The sequence below is a fragment of the Staphylococcus sp. EG-SA-17 genome, from assembly GCF_017151845.1.
Taxonomy (GTDB): Bacteria; Bacillota; Bacilli; order Staphylococcales; family Staphylococcaceae; genus Staphylococcus; species Staphylococcus aureus.
This window is the reverse complement of record NZ_JACVZO010000006.1, coordinates 23,513-45,257: the sequence shown is the minus strand read 5'-3', so window position 1 is coordinate 45,257 and position 21,745 is coordinate 23,513. Positions and strand designations below refer to the sequence as shown.

21 protein-coding genes are annotated in these 21,745 nt (G+C 31.8%); 15 read left to right on the top strand and 6 right to left on the bottom strand.

Features of this window, described 5'->3' with window-relative positions; genetic code table 11:
• Window positions 1–516: 516 nt before the first annotated feature.
• Window positions 517–3,969, top strand: coding sequence for a pyruvate carboxylase (locus IDG65_RS04430; RefSeq protein ID WP_000809512.1), 3,453 nt, complete (start codon window positions 517–519; stop codon window positions 3,967–3,969).
• 139 nt (window positions 3,970–4,108) lie between these two features.
• Here the strand turns inward: IDG65_RS04430 and IDG65_RS04425 are convergent, their stop codons facing one another.
• On the bottom strand, window positions 4,109–5,020 hold the full coding sequence (locus IDG65_RS04425) for a COX15/CtaA family protein (RefSeq protein ID WP_000467123.1): 912 nt from the start codon (window positions 5,018–5,020) through the stop codon (window positions 4,109–4,111).
• Between the two features lie 438 nt (window positions 5,021–5,458).
• Between IDG65_RS04425 and cyoE the strand changes: the two genes are divergently transcribed.
• The 4 genes from cyoE (at window position 5,459) to IDG65_RS04405 (ending at window position 8,670) form a co-directional block, all read left to right on the top strand.
• Entirely contained in the window at window positions 5,459–6,370 is a 912-nt protein-coding gene (gene cyoE / locus IDG65_RS04420) for a heme o synthase (protein WP_000031403.1), read from the top strand.
• A 24-nt stretch (window positions 6,371–6,394) separates the two neighbouring features.
• Window positions 6,395–6,856, top strand: a complete 462-nt coding sequence (locus tag IDG65_RS04415; RefSeq protein ID WP_000538766.1) for a DUF420 domain-containing protein — start codon at window positions 6,395–6,397, stop codon at window positions 6,854–6,856.
• A gap of 326 nt (window positions 6,857–7,182) precedes the next feature.
• Window positions 7,183–8,220 (top strand): CAP-associated domain-containing protein, encoded by a 1,038-nt coding sequence (locus tag IDG65_RS04410; RefSeq protein WP_000733403.1) that lies wholly within the window; start codon window positions 7,183–7,185, stop codon window positions 8,218–8,220.
• Between the two features lie 15 nt (window positions 8,221–8,235).
• Entirely contained in the window at window positions 8,236–8,670 is a 435-nt protein-coding gene (locus IDG65_RS04405) for a YlbF/YmcA family competence regulator (RefSeq protein WP_000606481.1), read from the top strand.
• A gap of 62 nt (window positions 8,671–8,732) precedes the next feature.
• Here IDG65_RS04405 and IDG65_RS04400 read toward each other — a convergent pair whose 3' ends face one another.
• Complete coding sequence (locus IDG65_RS04400; RefSeq protein ID WP_000757582.1) at window positions 8,733–9,659, bottom strand: glycerophosphodiester phosphodiesterase family protein; 927 nt, start codon at window positions 9,657–9,659, stop codon at window positions 8,733–8,735.
• Window positions 9,660–9,897: 238 nt separating this feature from the next.
• On the opposite strand from IDG65_RS04400, the gene IDG65_RS04395 reads away from it, so the two are divergent.
• The gene (locus IDG65_RS04395) at window positions 9,898–10,152 is read left to right on the top strand and encodes a YlbG family protein (protein ID WP_001049150.1); all 255 of its coding nucleotides are present in this window, start codon (window positions 9,898–9,900) and stop codon (window positions 10,150–10,152) included.
• 2 nt (window positions 10,153–10,154) lie between these two features.
• Here IDG65_RS04395 and IDG65_RS04390 read toward each other — a convergent pair whose 3' ends face one another.
• Window positions 10,155–10,544, bottom strand: coding sequence for a DUF7147 family protein (locus IDG65_RS04390; RefSeq protein WP_000814565.1), 390 nt, complete (start codon window positions 10,542–10,544; stop codon window positions 10,155–10,157).
• A 69-nt stretch (window positions 10,545–10,613) separates the two neighbouring features.
• On the opposite strand from IDG65_RS04390, the gene rsmD reads away from it, so the two are divergent.
• On the top strand, window positions 10,614–11,156 hold the full coding sequence (gene rsmD, locus IDG65_RS04385) for a 16S rRNA (guanine(966)-N(2))-methyltransferase RsmD (RefSeq protein WP_001263796.1): 543 nt from the start codon (window positions 10,614–10,616) through the stop codon (window positions 11,154–11,156).
• Between the two features lies 1 nt (window position 11,157).
• Window positions 11,158–11,640 (top strand): pantetheine-phosphate adenylyltransferase, encoded by a 483-nt coding sequence (coaD, locus tag IDG65_RS04380; protein ID WP_000401377.1) that lies wholly within the window; start codon window positions 11,158–11,160, stop codon window positions 11,638–11,640.
• Window positions 11,641–11,701: 61 nt separating this feature from the next.
• Here the strand turns inward: coaD and IDG65_RS04375 are convergent, their stop codons facing one another.
• The gene (locus IDG65_RS04375) at window positions 11,702–12,841 is read right to left on the bottom strand and encodes a nucleotidyltransferase (protein WP_000843618.1); all 1,140 of its coding nucleotides are present in this window, start codon (window positions 12,839–12,841) and stop codon (window positions 11,702–11,704) included.
• Between the two features lie 126 nt (window positions 12,842–12,967).
• Between IDG65_RS04375 and IDG65_RS04370 the strand changes: the two genes are divergently transcribed.
• Both IDG65_RS04370 and rpmF read left to right on the top strand, forming a co-directional pair.
• On the top strand, window positions 12,968–13,525 hold the full coding sequence (locus tag IDG65_RS04370) for a YceD family protein (protein ID WP_000872158.1): 558 nt from the start codon (window positions 12,968–12,970) through the stop codon (window positions 13,523–13,525).
• A gap of 79 nt (window positions 13,526–13,604) precedes the next feature.
• A complete protein-coding gene (gene rpmF, locus IDG65_RS04365; protein ID WP_000290472.1) occupies window positions 13,605–13,778 on the top strand; it encodes a 50S ribosomal protein L32 in 174 nt (57 codons plus the stop codon).
• 153 nt (window positions 13,779–13,931) lie between these two features.
• Here rpmF and isdB read toward each other — a convergent pair whose 3' ends face one another.
• Entirely contained in the window at window positions 13,932–15,866 is a 1,935-nt protein-coding gene (gene isdB / locus IDG65_RS04360) for a heme uptake protein IsdB (RefSeq protein ID WP_001041590.1), read from the bottom strand.
• Between the two features lie 202 nt (window positions 15,867–16,068).
• Window positions 16,069–17,121, bottom strand: coding sequence for an LPXTG-anchored heme-scavenging protein IsdA (isdA, locus tag IDG65_RS04355; protein WP_000160858.1), 1,053 nt, complete (start codon window positions 17,119–17,121; stop codon window positions 16,069–16,071).
• A gap of 208 nt (window positions 17,122–17,329) precedes the next feature.
• On the opposite strand from isdA, the gene isdC reads away from it, so the two are divergent.
• The 5 genes from isdC (at window position 17,330) to srtB (ending at window position 21,738) form a co-directional block, all read left to right on the top strand.
• Window positions 17,330–18,013 carry a heme uptake protein IsdC gene (gene isdC / locus IDG65_RS04350; protein ID WP_000789821.1) on the top strand — a complete coding sequence of 228 codons (684 nt, stop codon included), beginning with the start codon at window positions 17,330–17,332 and terminating at the stop codon, window positions 18,011–18,013.
• On the top strand, window positions 18,013–19,089 hold the full coding sequence (isdD, locus tag IDG65_RS04345; protein ID WP_001246704.1) for an iron-regulated surface determinant protein IsdD: 1,077 nt from the start codon (window positions 18,013–18,015) through the stop codon (window positions 19,087–19,089). The genes isdC and isdD overlap by 1 nt, the downstream gene beginning before the upstream one ends.
• Window positions 19,086–19,964, top strand: coding sequence for a heme ABC transporter substrate-binding protein IsdE (gene isdE, locus IDG65_RS04340; protein ID WP_001220197.1), 879 nt, complete (start codon window positions 19,086–19,088; stop codon window positions 19,962–19,964). Before isdD ends, isdE begins: the two co-directional genes overlap by 4 nt.
• Before the next feature lie 12 nt (window positions 19,965–19,976).
• Window positions 19,977–20,942 (top strand): hemin ABC transporter permease protein IsdF, encoded by a 966-nt coding sequence (gene isdF, locus IDG65_RS04335; RefSeq protein WP_206174028.1) that lies wholly within the window; start codon window positions 19,977–19,979, stop codon window positions 20,940–20,942.
• Window positions 20,943–21,003: 61 nt separating this feature from the next.
• Window positions 21,004–21,738: a class B sortase gene (gene srtB, locus IDG65_RS04330; protein WP_001242418.1), complete on the top strand. Its 735-nt coding sequence runs from the start codon at window positions 21,004–21,006 to the stop codon at window positions 21,736–21,738.
• Window positions 21,739–21,745: the final 7 nt, after the last annotated feature.

Genomic DNA, 21,745 nt, shown 5'->3' with positions numbered 1-21,745 from the left:
GTCATAAATCGATGCTAAACATTGGCTATTTATATACTCTTTGTTAAATTGGACTGATGAGTTAAATAACGGAAGTTAGGCAACCAAACAACGCTTAACTTCCTTTTTGTTTTGATATTACGAGATTACTCATGATTATCAAATTTTATAAACGAAACAACGTATAATTATAACTAAATTTTATGACTAAAAATTACTAAATGTGGTGGCGAAATTAGAATCATGATGATAAGATAAAGTTATCGCTATTGATAATAAATGTTGATGTTTTGCAATTTTATTTTTAATTTTTTAGAGTTGTAGAAATCGAAAATGTTTCACAACAAAAACGTGAACTACCTGTTGTTGCATAGTCATTTTTGAAATTATTATTTTTGAAGCGGAGGTTTTAATTGTCTCAAGAATGTTAAATTTTGAAAATTTGAAACATAACTATAGCAAAACAGAGCGCTTTAAGATAAAATTTTATTATCTAATTAGTTAGAAAATTCTAATAGTTTGAGGAGTGTATCGCTATTGAAACAAATAAAAAAGTTACTTGTTGCTAACCGTGGAGAAATTGCAATTCGTATATTCAGAGCGGCAGCAGAATTAGACATCAGCACAGTTGCAATTTATTCGAATGAAGACAAAAGTTCATTACATAGATATAAAGCAGATGAATCCTATTTAGTTGGAAGTGATTTAGGTCCTGCTGAAAGTTATTTAAATATTGAGCGTATCATTGATGTAGCAAAACAAGCGAATGTGGATGCGATTCATCCTGGCTATGGATTTTTAAGTGAAAATGAACAATTTGCGCGTCGTTGTGCAGAAGAAGGAATTAAATTTATTGGTCCTCATTTAGAACATTTAGATATGTTTGGAGATAAAGTTAAAGCTCGTACAACGGCTATCAAGGCAGATTTACCAGTTATTCCTGGTACAGACGGTCCAATTAAATCATATGAATTAGCAAAAGAATTTGCAGAAGAAGCTGGTTTCCCGCTAATGATTAAAGCCACAAGTGGTGGCGGCGGTAAAGGTATGAGAATCGTTCGTGAAGAAAGTGAATTAGAAGATGCTTTCCATAGAGCAAAATCAGAAGCTGAAAAATCATTTGGTAATAGTGAAGTTTACATAGAAAGATACATTGATAATCCAAAGCATATTGAAGTACAAGTTATAGGTGACGAACATGGAAATATCGTACACTTATTTGAACGTGATTGTTCAGTACAACGTCGTCATCAAAAAGTTGTAGAAGTTGCACCATCAGTTGGATTATCACCAACATTACGTCAACGTATTTGTGATGCTGCAATTCAATTGATGGAAAATATTAAATATGTCAATGCAGGTACTGTTGAATTTCTAGTATCTGGTGACGAATTCTTCTTTATAGAAGTTAACCCTCGTGTACAAGTAGAGCATACAATTACAGAGATGGTAACAGGAATTGATATTGTTAAGACACAAATTTTAGTTGCAGCAGGTGCCGATTTATTTGGTGAAGAAATTAATATGCCGCAACAAAAAGATATTACAACATTGGGCTATGCCATCCAATGTCGTATTACAACAGAAGATCCGTTAAATGATTTCATGCCGGATACTGGAACAATCATTGCTTATCGTTCAAGCGGTGGCTTTGGTGTACGTCTTGATGCTGGAGATGGTTTCCAAGGTGCTGAGATATCACCTTATTATGATTCATTACTCGTAAAATTATCTACACACGCGATATCATTTAAACAAGCAGAAGAAAAAATGGTACGTTCATTACGAGAAATGCGTATTCGTGGTGTTAAAACTAATATTCCATTCTTAATTAATGTAATGAAGAATAAAAAGTTCACAAGTGGTGATTACACAACTAAATTTATTGAAGAAACACCAGAACTTTTCGACATTCAGCCGTCTCTAGATAGAGGTACTAAAACATTAGAATATATAGGTAATGTAACAATTAATGGTTTCCCAAATGTTGAGAAACGTCCGAAACCAGACTATGAATTAGCATCAATTCCAACTGTATCTTCAAGTAAAATCGCTTCATTTAGTGGTACGAAACAATTGCTTGATGAAGTAGGTCCAAAAGGTGTAGCTGAATGGGTTAAAAAGCAGGATGATGTCTTACTAACAGATACAACTTTTAGAGATGCACACCAATCATTATTAGCTACACGAGTTAGAACTAAGGATATGATTAATATCGCATCCAAAACAGCGGACGTATTTAAAGATGGTTTCTCACTAGAAATGTGGGGCGGTGCTACATTTGATGTGGCATATAATTTCTTGAAGGAAAACCCATGGGAACGACTTGAACGTCTACGTAAAGCTATTCCAAATGTATTATTCCAAATGTTGTTACGTGCTTCAAACGCAGTTGGTTATAAAAACTATCCTGATAATGTTATTCATAAATTCGTACAAGAAAGTGCTAAAGCAGGCATAGATGTCTTTAGAATTTTCGATTCATTAAACTGGGTAGATCAAATGAAAGTTGCCAATGAAGCAGTACAAGAAGCGGGCAAAATCTCTGAAGGTACTATTTGTTATACAGGTGACATTTTAAATCCTGAGCGATCAAACATTTATACTTTAGAGTATTATGTCAAACTAGCTAAAGAGTTAGAACGTGAAGGTTTCCATATTTTAGCGATTAAAGATATGGCAGGCTTATTAAAACCTAAAGCCGCTTACGAATTGATTGGTGAGTTAAAATCAGCTGTAGATTTACCAATTCATCTTCACACTCATGATACAAGTGGTAATGGTTTATTAACATACAAACAAGCAATAGATGCTGGTGTCGATATCATTGATACTGCTGTTGCTTCAATGAGTGGTTTAACAAGTCAGCCAAGCGCCAATTCGTTATATTATGCATTGAATGGCTTCCCACGCCACCTTAGAACTGATATTGAAGGTATGGAGTCACTTAGTCATTATTGGTCAACTGTACGTACTTATTATTCAGACTTTGAAAGTGATATCAAATCACCGAATACTGAAATTTATCAACATGAAATGCCTGGTGGACAGTATTCGAATTTAAGCCAACAAGCTAAAAGTTTAGGTTTAGGCGAAAGATTTGATGAAGTTAAAGATATGTATCGCAGAGTGAATTTCTTATTTGGTGATATCGTAAAAGTAACACCATCGTCTAAAGTAGTTGGTGATATGGCACTTTATATGGTACAAAATGATCTTGATGAACAATCCGTGATTACAGATGGCTATAAATTAGATTTCCCAGAATCAGTAGTGTCGTTCTTCAAAGGCGAAATAGGACAACCTGTAAATGGTTTTAATAAAGATTTACAAGCGGTTATTTTAAAAGGCCAAGAAGCACTAACAGCTCGTCCAGGTGAATATCTAGAGCCGGTTGATTTTGAAAAAGTCCGTGAGTTGCTTGAAGAAGAGCAACAAGGTCCTGTTACGGAGCAAGATATTATTAGTTATGTACTATATCCAAAAGTATATGAACAATATATTCAAACTAGAAATCAATACGGAAACTTATCGTTACTTGATACGCCTACATTCTTCTTTGGAATGCGTAATGGTGAAACAGTAGAAATCGAAATCGATAAAGGTAAACGATTAATTATTAAACTAGAAACGATTAGTGAACCAGATGAAAATGGTAATAGAACGATTTACTATGCGATGAATGGTCAAGCGAGACGTATTTACATTAAAGATGAAAATGTACATACAAATGCGAACGTTAAACCAAAAGCAGATAAGAGTAATCCAAGTCATATAGGTGCGCAAATGCCAGGTTCAGTAACTGAAGTCAAGGTTAGTGTAGGTGAATCTGTGAAAGCTAACCAGCCGTTGCTAATTACTGAAGCTATGAAAATGGAAACAACAATTCAAGCACCATTTGACGGTGTGATTAAACAAGTAACTGTAAATAATGGTGACACAATAGCGACAGGCGATTTATTAATCGAAATTGAAAAAGCAACTGACTAAAATGATTAAAATAAAACGAGATTACACAACAATTGACGTGTAATCTCGTTTTTACATGTCTTAGGTTTAATTTTAAATATTGATATAAAAAACCGTAATTTTAATGGGCGTGCCATTAAAATTACGGTTTGCTTTTTTGTTATTGCTTGTCACTTCTTACTGATCGTAACATTAGCATGATAAAGTATGTTGTCATACCAAATAAATAAGTGATAAATAATGCATGGAAAAGTGCGATTATCAGGTTAACATTTGTCATAATAGATAATGCACCTGTGATAACTTGTAATATAACAAGTATAAATGCAGCTGTATAACCATAATGAACAGTACGGTTATTTGGATAATTTTTAACAGCGTGAATATAAGTAATCATAATAATCGTAAACACTATAAAAGCCATGATACGATGCGTGAGTTGAACCCAATCTTGTTCTGAATGTGGTACAAGATCGTGGAATGGCAATGGCCAACCACCATATGCTAAACTTGCATCCGCATGTCTCACTAGTGCACCAGTATAAACACCACAATAAATGATGATTGCCATTAACCATGTTAAACGTCTTAATGGCTTTTTGATATATAATTCGTCAGCTTCATATTTTTGATCTATAGAGAAAATAATCAATGTTATTAAAAATACAGATGAGAAACTGATTAATGATATACCAAAGTGCAATGCTAAAACGTAATCGTTTTGTTGCCAAATAACAGCGGCAGCTCCGATTAATGCTTGCAATAATAAGAATCCAACACTAATGATTGATAAAGGTTTAATTTCTTTAATATAGCCTATATGTTTCCATGCAGTGATAACTAACCATAAGACCATTAATAAAGACAAAGCTGAAACGGCTCTATGACTTAACTCAATAATCGTATCAATAGGAAAGAATTCTGGAATCAACGCACCATGACATAGTGGCCAAGAAGAACCACAACCATCAGCTGATCCGGTTTTGGTAACTAAGGCTCCACCAAGTTGTACAAATGTCATCATTAACGTTGCTACGACACCTAACCATTTTAAATTCTTTTTGCCAAACAATTTATACACCCCATCATAAAAAAACGCATCACTGAGAATTAGAATTAATAGCCGGATTTGAGATGATACTATAAATTGACCTGATTGTAGGATATGAAAAGATGGGATCCAACGCAGGAAATATGATTTAATTTTACAAGTATTGTATGTGGACGACATAAAAAGAACTTAATCGTAATGATTTTTTATTGGGATAATTATGTAATCCACGTTTACTCAAATTTGAAGCTTAAATATTAATCTCTTTTAGATGCATGATTCTACTTATTAAAATTTTCTAACATATACATTATAGCAATAAATTAAATGTTATTTGTGTCACAAAATTGACATTTTCTCTTGTCGTTAATTTGTCACATTTTAATTTTATTAAACCTAGTCTTTTTATGCAATCTAAGATATCATAATCTTATATGAACAAATTTAAGGAGGGGGATTATGAGCAAAGAGCATACTTTGTCACAAAATATTAGCAGAGTTAACTTCAAAGAATTGCAACAGATAATTAAAATGGGACTTGTTCAAGGTAACTTAATTCCGGCTTTTGCGGGCGCATGGCTAGCAGTTGTAATGACAAATCATTCCTTCTTATCATCAATACCTCAAATTTTATTAATGCTATTAGGATCTACTTTAATTATGGGTGGCGCATGTGCGTTAAATAATTATTACGACCAAGATATTGATCGTATTATGCCTAGTAAACAAAATAGACCAACTGTAAATAATAGAATTACAGATCAAAATTTATTACTATTAAGTTTTGGTATGATGTTAGTTGGAGAAATTTGTTTGTTTTTATTGAATATACCATCAGGCGTACTTGGTCTTATGGGGATTGTAGGTTATGTGTCTTATTACTCAATATGGTCTAAAAGACATACAACATGGAACACAGTGATTGGGAGTTTTCCTGGAGCAGTACCACCACTAATTGGATGGGTTGCAATTGAAGGACAAATTAGTTTAACAGCGATTGCGCTGTTTTTAGTTGTATTTTGTTGGCAACCAATTCATTTTTATGCCTTAGCTATTAAACGTAAAGATGAATATGCACTTGCAAATATTCCAATGTTACCATCAGTTAAGGGCTTTAAACGTACACGTGTCAGTATGTTTATCTGGTTGATTATTTTATTGCCAGTACCTTTATTACTAATAAATTTAGGTGTCGTATTCGTAGTGTTAGCTACATTATTAAATTTAGGATGGATTGCATTAGGTTTAACAACATTTAAGAAAAATTCAGATCAAACAAAATGGGCAACACAAATGTTTATATATTCACTAAATTATTTAGTGATCTTTTTCGTGTTAGCTGTGATTGTTTCATTACTTACTTTGATCTAGATTAATTAAGTTAGGATGAAAAATATGGGCGTTCCAATTTTACCAACGATTAGTACGACATGTATTGTCATTAGTGCAATTTTAATTGCCATTGGTTGGAGACTTATTTGGAAAAGGGAAATAAATAAACACAAAAATGTTATGTTAGCTGCAGCTGTTTTTGCTTTAACTTTTTTCTTAATCTATGCAAGTAGAACGATTTTTATCGGTAATACAGCATTTGGCGGACCAGCATCAATTAAGAAATATTATACGATTTTCTTATTTTTCCACATTAATTTAGCAACAATTGGTGGTATTCTAGGTCTAGTTCAAATTATTACTGCATTTAAAGATAAATATAATGTACACCGCAAATTCGGGCCATTCGCTTCAGTTATATGGTTCTGTACTGCAATTACAGGTGTAGCAGTTTACTTATTATTATATGTATTATATCCAGGTGGAGAAACGACATCACTGATTAAAGCAACATTTGGTCATTAATATGCTTATACAAATGATACTAATCTGATAAGGCAATTTGTTTTATCAGGTTTTTTGATGAAGAATAGTCGGACAGTTGATGGTATTCATTTGATACCTTAACTGTCCATTTTTTTATACATATTTTAATCTTAATAATGAAATTCAACCTGAAAACATAAAGATAGGTTATGATATAGAGTGTAGGGAAAATCTTTATGACGTTAAAATTATGCCTGAAGATGATTTTGTTTTATCGAAACGACACAGTTATGTCAGTGTTGAAAATTTGCTAATTAATGTGTTGTTTTTTACAATAGTATTAATACTTTTTAGGTGGTTGATTGATGAAAAAGTTAATTATAAGAGTCGTCGGTGTATTATTTTTAATTGGATTTTTAATATATCTTTTTTATTCACCGAGATTAAAATTTGATGTATTAGAGAACCCGAATAAAGGTAATAAAGTAAATAGATCTGAACAGGTGAATAAATCAAATAACCATGCTGAAAATCCAAAGCCTAAAGAAGGTGTTGGTACATGGGTAGGTAAAAATATTAAAGTGCTTACTTCTAAATTTGGACAAGCAGATCGTGTCTACCCTTTTAGAGATGGTTACAAAAATTATGTGTTTAAAGACAAAAACAGTTATTACATTGTTTCAACTAAACGTGAAGAAATCGTTTCAGTGTATGCTACAGGTGAGAAAGTCAATGTTAGTCCGTTAAAAATAGGACAACATTCTGCAGAAATTTTTAATCATACAAGTATTAATCCAGAACCGTCCTTTAAAGTTGATGGTAAAAAATATGAATTTGAACTTTCAGATGAAGATTTAAAAACACAAACACTGATTAAATATGGCGACATATATGCACAAGTGTATTCTGATCAACAATCGAAAAAGGTGCTAAGTGTACGATTTTTAACAAAAGAAATGTTAGCAGATATTGAACCTTATCAATTAAATTCTAATTCTACGTCAGAAGAGCATAATAAGCGTCCAGTTGAGCAAAATCCAAATCAATTAATTTCTCTTTATGAAGTAACGAATGAAATGAGAAAATTAAAAGGATTAAAACCATTGAAAATCAATAGCGATTTAGCACATATTGCATCTAATAACTTATATGAAGCGACCTCTAATGGTTCTGATAGTGTTGAATTTACAGAGGACGCATTAAGAGGGCAATTAGATAAAAATCACGTTACTTATAAAACAACTGCTCAAAATGTTGGTTATGCGTTTAATGATGTACCAACATTAATCCATAGTTGGATGAATTCAGATATACATCGATCTCGTCTATTAAATTCAAAATACGATGAGATGGGTGGAGATGTAATGAGAGATTATTATTCACTAATTTTCTTAGAAAAATAACAATGAGGGGTATTTATGATTAATGAAGCTTCACTAGCGATATTAGATGATATTGATGAACTAGCTGATATGATAGTTGCATCAGATATTTATGCATCATTTGAGCAAGCTAAACAGGCGCTCGAAAACAATGACGAAGCACATTTACTTTATCAATCATTTTTAAAATCAAAAGAGAAATATGATGAAGTAATGCGATTCGGGAAATATCATCCTGATTATAAGAAAGTTATGTTAGAGACAAGACAACGCAAAAGAGCATATGAGATGCTTGACGTTGTGATGCATTATAAAGCTAGGGAAATGGCACTTCAACATTTAATTGATGAAGTTGTTACGAAAATTGCGTACGCTGTTTCAGAGCATGTCAAAATAGAAACAGGTAATCCATTCTTTCAAACATCACATAGTGGTTGTACGACGGGCGGATCCTGTAATTGTTCATTATAAAAAACATCGAGTCAGAAAAAGATGGTTATTGAAACCACTAACTAGCATCTGACTCGATGTTTTTATTTTTTCGGGATTGTTTGTTTGAATTGTTGTGCTAAATCTGGTCGATCTGTCACAATCGTGTGTGCACCTTTTTGGTATAAATCATTCATCAGATCTATACTATTTACGCCATAATAGCCTGGAATGACATTCATATCATTTAACCATTTGATAAAACGAGATGAAGTCAAATCAATGCCTTTAAAATGAGTAGGCATTTGGAACGTTTGTGCTAATGGTTGGTAGTACCTGCCACCTAATAAATGATATTTTAAAAATGCCTCTGTAACTTCCTGTTGGCTAGCACCAATTGCAACGGATCCTTGTGCAATTTTATTAAAACGGACGATTTGTTCTTTATAAAAACTTGTCACAAGAACGCGGTCAAATGCTTGATTCTCTGCAATTGTATCAAACATAATTTGTGGTGCGATAGAACCTTCATAGGATTCAGGAGCATCTTTTAAGTCTACGTTTATATACATATCAGGATATTGCTTCAGCAACTCATCGAAGGTTAGTATAGCTGTGTGTGCATGACCACGATATGGTGTTAGTCCATTGATATCTTTGAAGTGATAAGCTGCGTCTAATTTCTTTAATTCTGCTAATGTATGGGCACTAACTTTTCCAGAGCCATTCGTCGTTCTATCAACAGTTGCGTCATGAAAAACGATAAGCTGTTGATCTTTTGTGAGTCTCACATCTGTTTCAAAGCCATCAACGCCTAATTGTTTAGCATAGTCAAATGCAAGTTGCGTTTGCTCTGGTCTTAAAGCCATACCACCGCGATGCGCAAATATATATGGTGCATTGCCTTTGAAAAAAGCAGGGATGGTTTGCTTTTTAGTAATCACTTTATTTTTATTTATCATTAATAAACTACTTACAAATCCAGCACCGACTAGTACCGCATTTAAAATGTTTCTGTTTACTTTTTTCATAAAAAATTCCTCCTCGTTTACTTTTATAGCTTAACAAATTCATAGTTCTGACTACAGCGAAATGTGTGGTTAATCATATAGTGGTGTTCTTGAGAATTGAATTAATATAATGATGTTTAATATAATCTAAATACATTTATCGAGCAATTACATAAGACATAATTAAGGTAGCTTAATATTTTAAAATTAATAAAGACATGATATGATTAATGCTGAAAATAAATGGAGTGAGGTTTAAATGAATTTAATCCCAAGAACTAGTATTGTAGTTTATTTAAAACATATGAAACATGAACGACAAATCCGAAAATATGGACATATCGTTCATTCAAATAGAGATCGTAAATTTGTAATTATGTATGTGAATGAGCAAGATGTTGATCAAATTGTACATAAACTAATGCAACTTAAATACGTTAGACACATTGATGGCTCACCATATAAATACTTAAAGAAAACTTACGAAAAAGAGAAACACGAAATATACAATTAATATTATTGAAGTTCTGGTATCCATTTTTGGAGCCTTAACACACTAATTAAATAATTATAATATAACGATAAATCATGAAATGCTTGAGGGGGCTGTACATCGATACCTAAAATAGGTATGTCGAATTTTTCAGCACAATCATTAATCATTTGAAACTTTTTATTTGAATCTGGATATGGATATTTAATAGCGTTTATCATGATATAAAATGCTTGGAAATGATTGCCAGTTGTAGGATTCATAATGATTGCTACAGATGACTTTTTATTTTCAGCTTGTGGTGAATGAAAATAGATAATTTTATCAATACGTTGATGGTTATATTCAATCATCGTCATGAATTCGAACAAATCTGTTAGACCTTCACCTAGTGTAATAAATGTTTGTTTCATTGGTTTATCATTCTCCTTTTTCTCAATAAATTATATTAAATAACTAAATGAATTGGAAGTGTGAACAACATGCGCGTCATTGCAGGTAAACATAAAAGTAAAGCTTTAGAAAGTATGGAAGGCCGTAATACGAGACCAACTATGGATAAAGTTAAAGAAGGCATCTTTAATAGTTTATATGATGTGTCAGGTATAGGTTTAGATTTATTTGCAGGAAGCGGGGCGCTTGGAATAGAAGCACTCTCTCGAGGTATGGATAAGGTTATCTTTGTTGATCAGAATTTTAAAGCTGTAAAAGTTATTAAATCAAATCTTGCGAATTTGGATTTAGAGGCGCAATCTGAAGTTTATAAAAATAATGCAGATAGAGCTTTAAAAGCATTGTCAAAACGTGATATTCAATTTGATGTCATTTTCTTAGATCCACCTTATAATAAAGGTCTCATTGATAAAGCTTTAAAACTAATTTCAGAGTTTAATTTATTGAAAGAAAATGGTATCATCGTTTGTGAATTTAGCAATCATGAAGAAATAGACTATCAACCGTTTAATATGATTAAACGTTACCATTATGGGTTGACAGACACATTGTTATTAGAAAAGGGAGAATAGCATGGAACATACAATAGCGGTCATTCCGGGTAGTTTTGACCCCATTACTTATGGTCATTTAGACATTATTGAGAGAAGTACAGATAGATTTGATGAAATTCATGTCTGTGTTCTTAAAAATAGTAAAAAAGAAGGTACGTTTAGTTTAGAAGAGCGTATGGATTTAATTGAACAATCTGTTAAACATTTACCTAATGTCAAGGTTCATCAATTTAGTGGTTTACTAGTCGATTATTGTGAACAAGTAGGAGCTAAAACAATCATACGTGGTTTAAGAGCAGTCAGTGATTTTGAATATGAATTACGCTTAACTTCAATGAATAAAAAGTTGAACAATGAAATTGAAACGTTATATATGATGTCTAGTACTAATTATTCATTTATAAGTTCAAGTATTGTTAAAGAAGTTGCAGCTTATCGAGCAGATATTTCTGAATTCGTTCCACCTTATGTTGAAAAGGCATTGAAGAAGAAATTTAAGTAATAAAAATAACAGTATTTTAGGTTTATCATGGTTTACAATCCTAAAATACTGTTTTCATTTGTTAACGATATTGCTGTATGACAGGCGTGTTGAAATCTGTTTGTTGTTGCCCGCTTATTGCATTGTATATGTGTGTTGCTTTGATTTCATTTGTGAAGTAATGTGCATTGCTTTTGTTAATATTGGTTATATATTGTCTTTCTGGGAACGCTGTTTTTAAATGCTTTAAATATTGTCTGCCACGGTCGTTCATCGCTAATACTTTAACTGCGTGAATGTTTCTCGTAACATCTGTAGGTTTAATGTTTAATAATACATTCATTAACAGTCTTTGGATATGCGTATATGTATAACGCTTTGTTTTTAGTAATTTTATAAAATGATGAAAATCAGTTGCTTCATAAATGTTAGATTTCAAACGATTTTCAAAACCTTCAGTAACAGTATAAATATTTTTTAATGACTCTGTAGTCATAGCTATGATTTGATATTTCAAATATGGAAATATTTGATTTAATGTAATATGAGGTGTTACGTACAGGTGTTGAATATCTTTAGGTACCACATGATGCCAATGATCATCTTGACTAATGATTGATGTTCTAATAGATGTACCACTTGCAAACTGATGGTGTTGAATTAATGAATCATGATGTTGAGCATTTTCTCGTTTAATAGAAATTGCATTGATGTTTTTAGCATGTTTAGCAATTGCTTTCAGATAACTAATACCAAGTATGTTGTTAGGACTTTCTAGTGCTTCATGATGCTCTAATAATTCGCTAATGATACGAGGGTAGCTTTTACCTTCTTTTACTTTTTGTGAAAAGGATTCGGATTGTTCAATTTCATTAATGCTGTGAGCTAATTGCTTTAATGTTTTGATATCATTATTTTCACTACCAAATGCAATTGTATCGACACTCATATAATCTGCGACTTTAACTGCTAGTTCGGCAAAATGATCGCCAGATGATAAACTGGCAGTTGCTGGTAGTTCGATAACTAAATCAGCTGTTGATAATGCCATTTTTGCACGAGTAAACTTATTATAGATTGCCGGTTCGCCACGCATGACAAAGTTACCACTCATTATTGCAATAGTAACGTCAGCATTTGTAAGTTTTTTAGATTGATTAATATGATATTGATGCCCATTATGAAAGGGATTATATTCTGTGATTAAGCCAACGCTTTTCATTTGCAATTCGTCCTTTCGGTATTCATTATTAATATTGTAACAGAACATGATATGTTAAGAAAAAATCTTGACAACTTGTTCTTAGAAAGTTAAAATAAATTTTGTGCTTGTTAGAGGTGAAGCCATATGAAATGGTCAATTACGCAATTAAGGAAATATCAAGGTAAGCCATTTGAATTTGATCAAACGGTGAGTTTTGACAATTTAAAAGAATCATTAGATTTAATTGATTTATCTCCAATTACAATCCAAGGTCAGTTAACCATTAAGTCAACAGAAGTCGTTGCGGATATTCACATTACTGGAACGTATACAATGCCTTGTGCACGTACTCTTGTACCAGTTAAAGTCCCACTAGATGTAACTACTACAGAAGTATTTGATTTAGAAGGGTACAATCAGTATAACGATGATCAAGATGATGTAGATGAACACTATCACATTATTAAAGATGGTATGGTTAATCTTCAGGATATTGTCGAGGATATAGTTATTATTGAGAAACCAATGAGAGCTTATTCAGAGCAAAGTGACCAAATGTTGACAGTAGGTAATGGTTGGGAAGTAATCGATGAGGATCAATTAGATGAGCTTGCTAAACAGCAAGAACAAGATGATTCAGAATCACGACAAGTTGATCCAAGGCTTCAAAAATTACAACAATTATATGATAAAGAGCAATAAGTAGTTTAATTAATGATATAATGTTGTTAATTAAACTAACATTTAGTATTTTTCGTTTATAATCTAAGGAGGATATATCATGGCAGTACCAAAAAGAAGAACTTCTAAAACTAGAAAAAACAAACGTCGTACGCATTTCAAAATTTCAGTACCAGGTATGACTGAATGCCCAAACTGTGGCGAATACAAATTATCACACCGTGTATGTAAAAACTGTGGTTCTTACAATGGCGAAGAAGTAGCAGCTAAATAATTTTAGTTACTCAATATAAAAAGTCCCGCTTAAAATGATTGTTTTAAGTGGGACTTTTTATATTGCGAAAAATAATTGGCGAACGAGGTAACTGGATACCTCATCCGTCAATTAAAATTTGTTAATTTAATAATTAAATATAAAGACGATTTATTAGTTTTTACGTTTTCTAGGTAATACGAATGCAACGATGCTACTTAAAGCTAATAATGCCATTAATGGTAATGTCATATCTTTATTTGATTCTTCACCAGTTTGTGGTAATGATTTTGCTTTATTTTCTTGTGTATTTTTATTGTTTTGGCTTTGAGTGTGTCCATCATTTGTGTTTTTAATGTTTGCTTTTTGTAATGGAGCACTATCTTTTGCTTCGCTAGAACCTGCTGAAGTTTGAACAACATCTTTTGTTGTTTTTGATGAAGCAGTTGTTGGTTTTGCAACATTTTGAGTCGTAGATACTACCTTAGTTGGAGTTGTACTACTTGATTCTACTTCACCTTTAGCTGGTTTTGTAGCAGGCGTTTTGTCTTTACCTGACTCACTAGATGCGTCATTTTCTTTTTCAACACTTGGTAATTGTTTATTGTCATCTTTTTGGCTGTCTTGTTTTTGTGATTCTTTTTCAACAGGTGATGGTGTTGGTTTGCTAGGCGTAGCTGGAGTAGCTTCCTTCTTAGCTGAGTTATCTTGTTGTTCTTTTTTGTTAGATTTATCGGTATTGGCTTTTGTAAATGCTTCTTTATCAACGATTCTGACATGGTATTGTCCATCATAATCAATCGTTTTTACGTGAACTTTAACGATAGCATCATATAGAGTTTTACCTTCAACATATGGGAAAATAATTGTTCTAGTATTATTTATAGCATCTTTGCTTATAGTTCTAACACGTTGGCCTTCAACCATGAAATCTTTCCAGTAATCGTCATTAGTAGTTTCCATGACCATATATTTTTTGCCGTTAAGCATACCTGTTTTAATAGGGTGTTTAACAAAAGTATCCATCATAGATTCGTTATTCTCAACACTTTCATAAACAACATATTTTGTATCTTGTAAATCAGTCATTTTTTCATTTGTTGGTTGTACATTTTGGAATTCAGTAATAGCTGATTTCACTTGCTCATCTAAAGCTTTCTTTGTATCCTCTAATTTCTTCTTGTACTCAGCCTTTAATTTTTCAGGAAGTTTATCTTGAATTTTATTTAATTCATAAACTTGTCTTTCTAGTGTTTTCGCTTTTTTATATGGTGCTAATAATTTTTCAGCTTTATAATCTTCTTCAGTTTTGAATTTATCTGCACTGTTATAAATTGGTTGTGCGAATTCCATTAATGTGTAATCGTATTTTTCTTCTTTGTTATTGAAGTGTGTTGAACTAACAATTTTAACAGCTTTTGTTCCATTTGATACAGAGAAGCGAATGTAAGCATAATCTTTAACAGTATCGTATGATACTAATTTAATTGGCAACTTTTTGTCACCCTCATAAACTTCAAATTTTCTCCAAAATTGACCTGATTGTAATCCTAATTCAATTTCTGGTTTTGAATCAGTGAAAATAACTCTAGCAGGTTTAACAGAGCTGGCATAATGATAAAATTGTTGCTCACCATTTTCTTTTTTCATTTCAAAATCAATTGGACGAGAGTTTGGTGCGCTATGATCTTTATCTTTTATTGCAGGGTTTTTAATCGCTTCTCTAAGTTCCTGATTCAAAATAGGATATGTATTGTTATCGGCTTTTGCTGCTGGTTTAACTGCTTTTGTTTCCTTAGGGGCTTTAACTTCTTTAACTTCTTTAGCTTCTTTTGTTTCAGAAGTAGGGGCCTCAACTTCTTTATTAGATACTGAGACAGCATTAGCTACTGGTTTAGTTTCTGGAGCTTTTTCAGTTGTTGTTGTTGGACTTGCAAGTGCTTCAGTTTTTGGTTGTGCTTCTGTATTTGTACCACCTGTTTCTTCAGCTGCTTGTGCTTCGCCATTTGACATTAATAATAAAAGTGTACTAATTGCTACAGATGCAACGCCTAGTGATGACTTTCTAATTGAATAAAATGATTTAAATTCTTTTTGCTGTTTGTTCATGTTGTAGAAACAACTCCTAATTGCATATTATCAACTGATAATCATTATCAATTGATTACTTGTATTGTACATTGAAATGGTAGTTAATTGCAACGTTATTTTATAAAAAAATAACCTATGTTATAGATTATGAAATATCTATGACATAGGTTAAATAAAATTTAAAATAAAAAATATATTAAGTTATGAGTGTGACGATGATTTATTTAGATTCTTTTCTTTTGAAAAGTAATAAAGATAATGAACCTAAAAGGGCAAGTGTTGCGAAGGCAACTGTGCTAATAAAGTTATCAACTGAAGTTAAACCAGTTTTTGGTAATTCTTTAGCTTTAGATGCTTGTTTAGGCGTTTCGTTTTGTTTTGTAACTTTGTTAGTTTGTTGTGATTTATTGTCACTTACAGCTTGACTGTTGCTTTCAGATTTCGCTGTTGCAACATCTTTAACAGGTGTTTGAACTTTATTTTGTTCTTGAGCTGTTTGTGTTGTTTTCACTGTACGAGCACTTTGTGTTTGACTTTGATCTTTTGTTGTATCAGTACTTACAACTTTAGTAGAGTGATTGTCTTCAACTTTGCTTGTTGTAGTTACAGTAGGTTTAACTTTTTCAACTTTAGGTTGAACTGGTTTAGTTTGCTCAGTAGGTGTTTTAGGTTGAGCAGGTTTTGGTTGAACCGGTTTAACATTGTTTGGTTTTGCTGCGTCAGCTAATGTAGGAATTGCTTTTTCAAATTCCAAATGCGTAGTATATCTATGATTGTAATTAATTTGTGGCACGACAATATGTACTTTAGTAGTTAAGCTCTTATATCCAGGTTCAACTGCAACATTGATTGTTCTAGTATCCGCTTTTTTATTATCGTTAACAACAGTTGTTGCTAATTCTTGATTGTTTGCATTGTAAAATTTGTATTCTTTCCAGAATGATGCATTGTTTAACACGGTTTGGAAATAATATTTATTATTTTGTTTAATTACTTTACCAGGGTGTTGCATATAGTCATCCATGTGTGACTTCTCTGAAGAGCCATCTTTTTGCACTTGGAAATTAATTGGTTGTGATGTTGCTTGAGAAACTTGTGTGCTTTGATTATTAGTTGCGTTCGTAGCTTCTGTTGCCGCATTGACTTGTTGGCTGTCTGCGCCTATGTATACAAGGGAACCTAAAATGATAGATGCTGTACCCATTGTAATCTTTTTCATAGCTGATGAACGTTGTTCTGATTGATACTTACTGTTTAAATAATGTTTTGTCATGTTGTTTTCCTCCTAAGGATACAAATTATGTGTTGTTATATGAGATGATTAACCATTGCAATTGATAATGGTTATCAATTATACTAGCACATCTATTTTCGTATAACAATAATAAATTGATTATAAAATAAATATTGACAATGATAATCATTATTATTTATGATTTTAGTAAAGACTTAAAAGCAATCATAAAAAGGAGGATTATGTTTTGAAAAATATTTTAAAAGTTTTTAATACAACGATTTTAGCGTTAATTATCATCATCGCGACATTCAGTAATTCTGCAAATGCCGCAGATAGCGGTACTTTGAATTATGAGGTTTACAAATACAATACCAATGACACGTCAATTGCTAATGACTATTTTAATAAACCGGCAAAGTACATTAAGAAAAATGGTAAATTGTATGTTCAAATAACTGTCAACCACAGTCATTGGATTACTGGAATGAGTATCGAAGGACATAAAGAAAATATTATTAGTAAAAACACTGCCAAAGATGAACGCACTTCTGAATTTGAAGTAAGTAAGTTGAACGGTAAAATAGATGGAAAAATTGACGTTTATATCGATGAAAAAGTAAATGGTAAGCCATTCAAATATGACCATCATTACAACATTACATATAAATTTAATGGACCAACTGATGTAGCAGGTGCTAATGCACCAGGTAAAGATGATAAAAATTCTGCTTCAGGTAGTGACAAAGGATCTGATGGAACGACTACTGGTCAAAGTGAATCTAACAGTTCGAATAAAGACAAAGTAGAAAATCCACAAACAAATGCTGGTACACCTGCATATATATATGCAATACCAGTTGCATCCTTAGCATTATTAATCGCAATCACATTGTTTGTTAGAAAAAAATCTAAAGGCAATGTGGAATAATGAGAAATGTTAAACAAATTGCTACAAAATCTATTATAGCTATTATTAGCTTAGGTATACTTACATATACAACAATGATTGGTAGCGTGTTGGCTGATGAGATAAAATATCCATCAGCCAAATTTAATCAACCTGAAGCAAAAGATAAAACAGAATTAACTACATCAATTTTTGATGAAAAGATAAAAGAGAATAAAGCGTTAGAGTTAGTAATTTTTAATCAAGAAAATAAAAATGTAACTGAGGAACAACAACTAGTTGACGAAAAGGCGCAATTGATTTCAGATATGACTGGTAAAATTTACTTGCAAGTAAAGCTAAAAGGTCAAATTGATAAAGAACAACTTGTTTTTCAAAATGACAAAAATGAAGAATTTCCTTTTGTTATAAAAGATGAAAAGGATGACACAATAGTAAGAATTTTAATTGAACAGCATATGGATAAAATCAATATGCATGTTAAAACGTTGGCTGAAAAGAAAAATCTAGATAACAAAGAAATGGTGTATTCTATTCATTTTAAAGAGAAAAAAGTACAACATGATGATGCAAAAGAAGTGCCTTCAAAACATCAAAGTCAAGAAAATAATCAAGATCAGCTTAAAAAAGATATTGATGACAAAAAAGATAGTCAAAAATCAGACATTAAGGAAAGACGTACTAGCCTTTTTACTGAAAAAGGCTTAAATGATATTCCTGTACAAAAAGATAAAGTGCAACAAGACAGTAATAAAAAGATTGAAAATGAGCGACCTAAAGCATCAGGTACATTAAAAGTTGAAAATAATCCTTCAACAGTAAAAAAGGTTGAAAATAATCACAAAGAGCAACCGAAACATAAAGATGAAAAATCAAAAAAGGAAAAGAAAAAAGTAGTTGAAAAAGAAAAAGCGTTACCAGCTTTTAATAGAGATGATGATAGCAAGAATAGTAGTCAATTATCTAGTGATATTAAAGAACTTGATGAACCAAATCATAAAAAGCAATATATGTTATTTGCAGCTGGCATTGTGTTAGCAACCATTTTACTTATTTCGGCACATTTATACAGCAGAAAGAGAGGTAACCAAGTTTGAGAATCATAAAGTATTTAACCATTTTAGTGATAAGCGTCGTTATCTTAACCAGCTGTCAATCTTCCAGTTCTCAAGAATCAACTAAATCCGGCGAATTCAGAATCGTACCAACAACTGTCGCATTGACAATGACATTGGACAAATTGGATTTACCAATTGTCGGCAAACCCACGTCATATAAGACATTGCCTAATCGCTATAAAGATGTACCGGAAATTGGTCAACCAATGGAGCCGAATGTTGAAGCTGTTAAAAAGTTAAAACCAACACATGTTTTGAGTGTGTCAACGATTAAAGATGAAATGCAACCATTTTACAAACAATTAAATATGAAAGGCTACTTTTATGATTTTGATAGTTTAAAAGGGATGCAAAAGTCGATTACACAATTAGGTGATCAATTTGATCGTAAAGCACAAGCAAAAGAATTAAATGACCATTTAAATTCTGTAAAGCAAAAAATTGAAAATAAAGCAGCTAAACAAAAGAAACATCCCAAAGTATTAATATTAATGGGTGTACCTGGTAGCTATTTAGTAGCAACTGATAAATCATATATTGGTGATTTAGTTAAAATAGCAGGTGGAGAAAATGTTATTAAAGTGAAAGATCGTCAATATATTTCGTCTAATACTGAAAATTTGTTGAATATAAATCCAGATATTATTTTACGATTACCACACGGAATGCCTGAAGAAGTTAAGAAAATGTTTCAAAAAGAATTTAAACAAAATGATATTTGGAAACATTTTAAAGCTGTGAAAAATAATCATGTTTATGACTTAGAGGAAGTGCCATTCGGTATTACAGCAAATGTTGATGCTGATAAGGCAATGACTCAATTATATGATTTATTTTATAAGGATAAAAAATAGTGAGTTGATATGATGATAAAAAATAAAAAGAAACTACTATTTTTATGTTTGTTAGTCATTTTAATCGCAACTGCTTATATTTCGTTTGTAACCGGTACAATTAAATTGTCATTTAATGACCTATTTACAAAATTTACAACTGGTAGCAATGAAGCAGTGGATTCAATCATTGATTTGCGATTGCCACGTATATTAATTGCATTAATGGTTGGCGCAATGTTAGCAGTTTCTGGAGCATTATTACAAGCAGCACTACAAAATCCTTTGGCAGAGGCGAATATCATTGGCGTTTCTTCAGGTGCACTTATAATGAGAGCACTTTGTATGTTGTTTATTCCACAATTGTACTTTTACTTACCATTATTAAGTTTTATTGGAGGTTTAATACCATTTTTAATAATTATATTGTTGCATTCTAAATTTAGATTCAATGCTGTAAGTATGATATTAGTAGGTGTTGCGTTATTCGTATTATTAAATGGTGTTTTAGAAATTTTAACTCAAACCCCTTTAATGAAAATTCCTCAAGGCTTAACAATGAAAATATGGAGCGACGTATACATATTAGCAGTATCAGCATTATTGGGATTAATATTAACATTACTATTGTCCACTAAATTGAATTTACTAAATTTAGATGACGTACAAGCGCGAAGTATCGGTTTCAATATTGATCGTTACAGATGGTTAACAGGTTTATTAGCAGTATTTTTAGCAAGTGCAACTGTTGCGATTGTTGGACAACTAGCCTTTTTAGGTATTATTGTGCCACATGTGGTTAGAAAGCTAGTTGGGGGCAATTACAGAGTACTTATTCCATTTTCTACAGTTATTGGTGCATGGCTATTGTTAGTGGCTGATTTATTAGGACGAGTGATACAGCCTCCTTTAGAAATTCCAGCCAATGCTATTTTAATGATTGTCGGTGGTCCAATGCTAATTTACTTAATTTGTCAAAGTCAACGAAATCGAATCTAAAACGGTACAATAACTGGTTTAGTAGTGACTGAAGAAACGTCGTTAATAAAAGAGGATTTTTATGAGAATGAAGCGATTTTTAACTATTGTACAAATTTTATTGGTTGTAATTATTATCATTTTTGGTTACAAAATTGTTCAAACATATATTGAAGACAAGCAAGAACGCGCAAATTATGAGAAATTACAACAAAAATTTCAAATGCTGATGAGCAAACATCAAGCACATGTGAGACCACAATTTGAATCACTTGAAAAAATAAATAAAGACATTGTTGGATGGATAAAATTATCAGGAACATCATTAAATTATCCAGTACTACAAGGTAAGACAAATCACGATTATTTAAATTTAGATTTTGAGCGAGAACATCGACGTAAAGGTAGTATTTTTATGGATTTTAGAAATGAATTGAAGAATTTAAATCATAATACTATTTTATATGGGCACCATGTCGGTGATAATACGATGTTTGATGTGTTAGAAGATTATTTAAAGCAATCTTTTTATGAAAAACACAAGATAATTGAATTTGACAATAAATATGGTAAATATCAATTGCAAGTATTTAGTGCATATAAAACTACTACTAAAGATAATTACATACGTACAGATTTTGAAAATGATCAAGATTATCAACAATTTTTAGATGAGACAAAACGTAAATCTGTAATTAATTCAGATGTTAATGTAACGGTAAAAGATAAAATAATAACTTTATCAACGTGCGAAGATGCATATAGTGAAACAACGAAAAGAATTGTTGTTGTCGCAAAAATAATTAAGGTAAGTTAAACAGAAA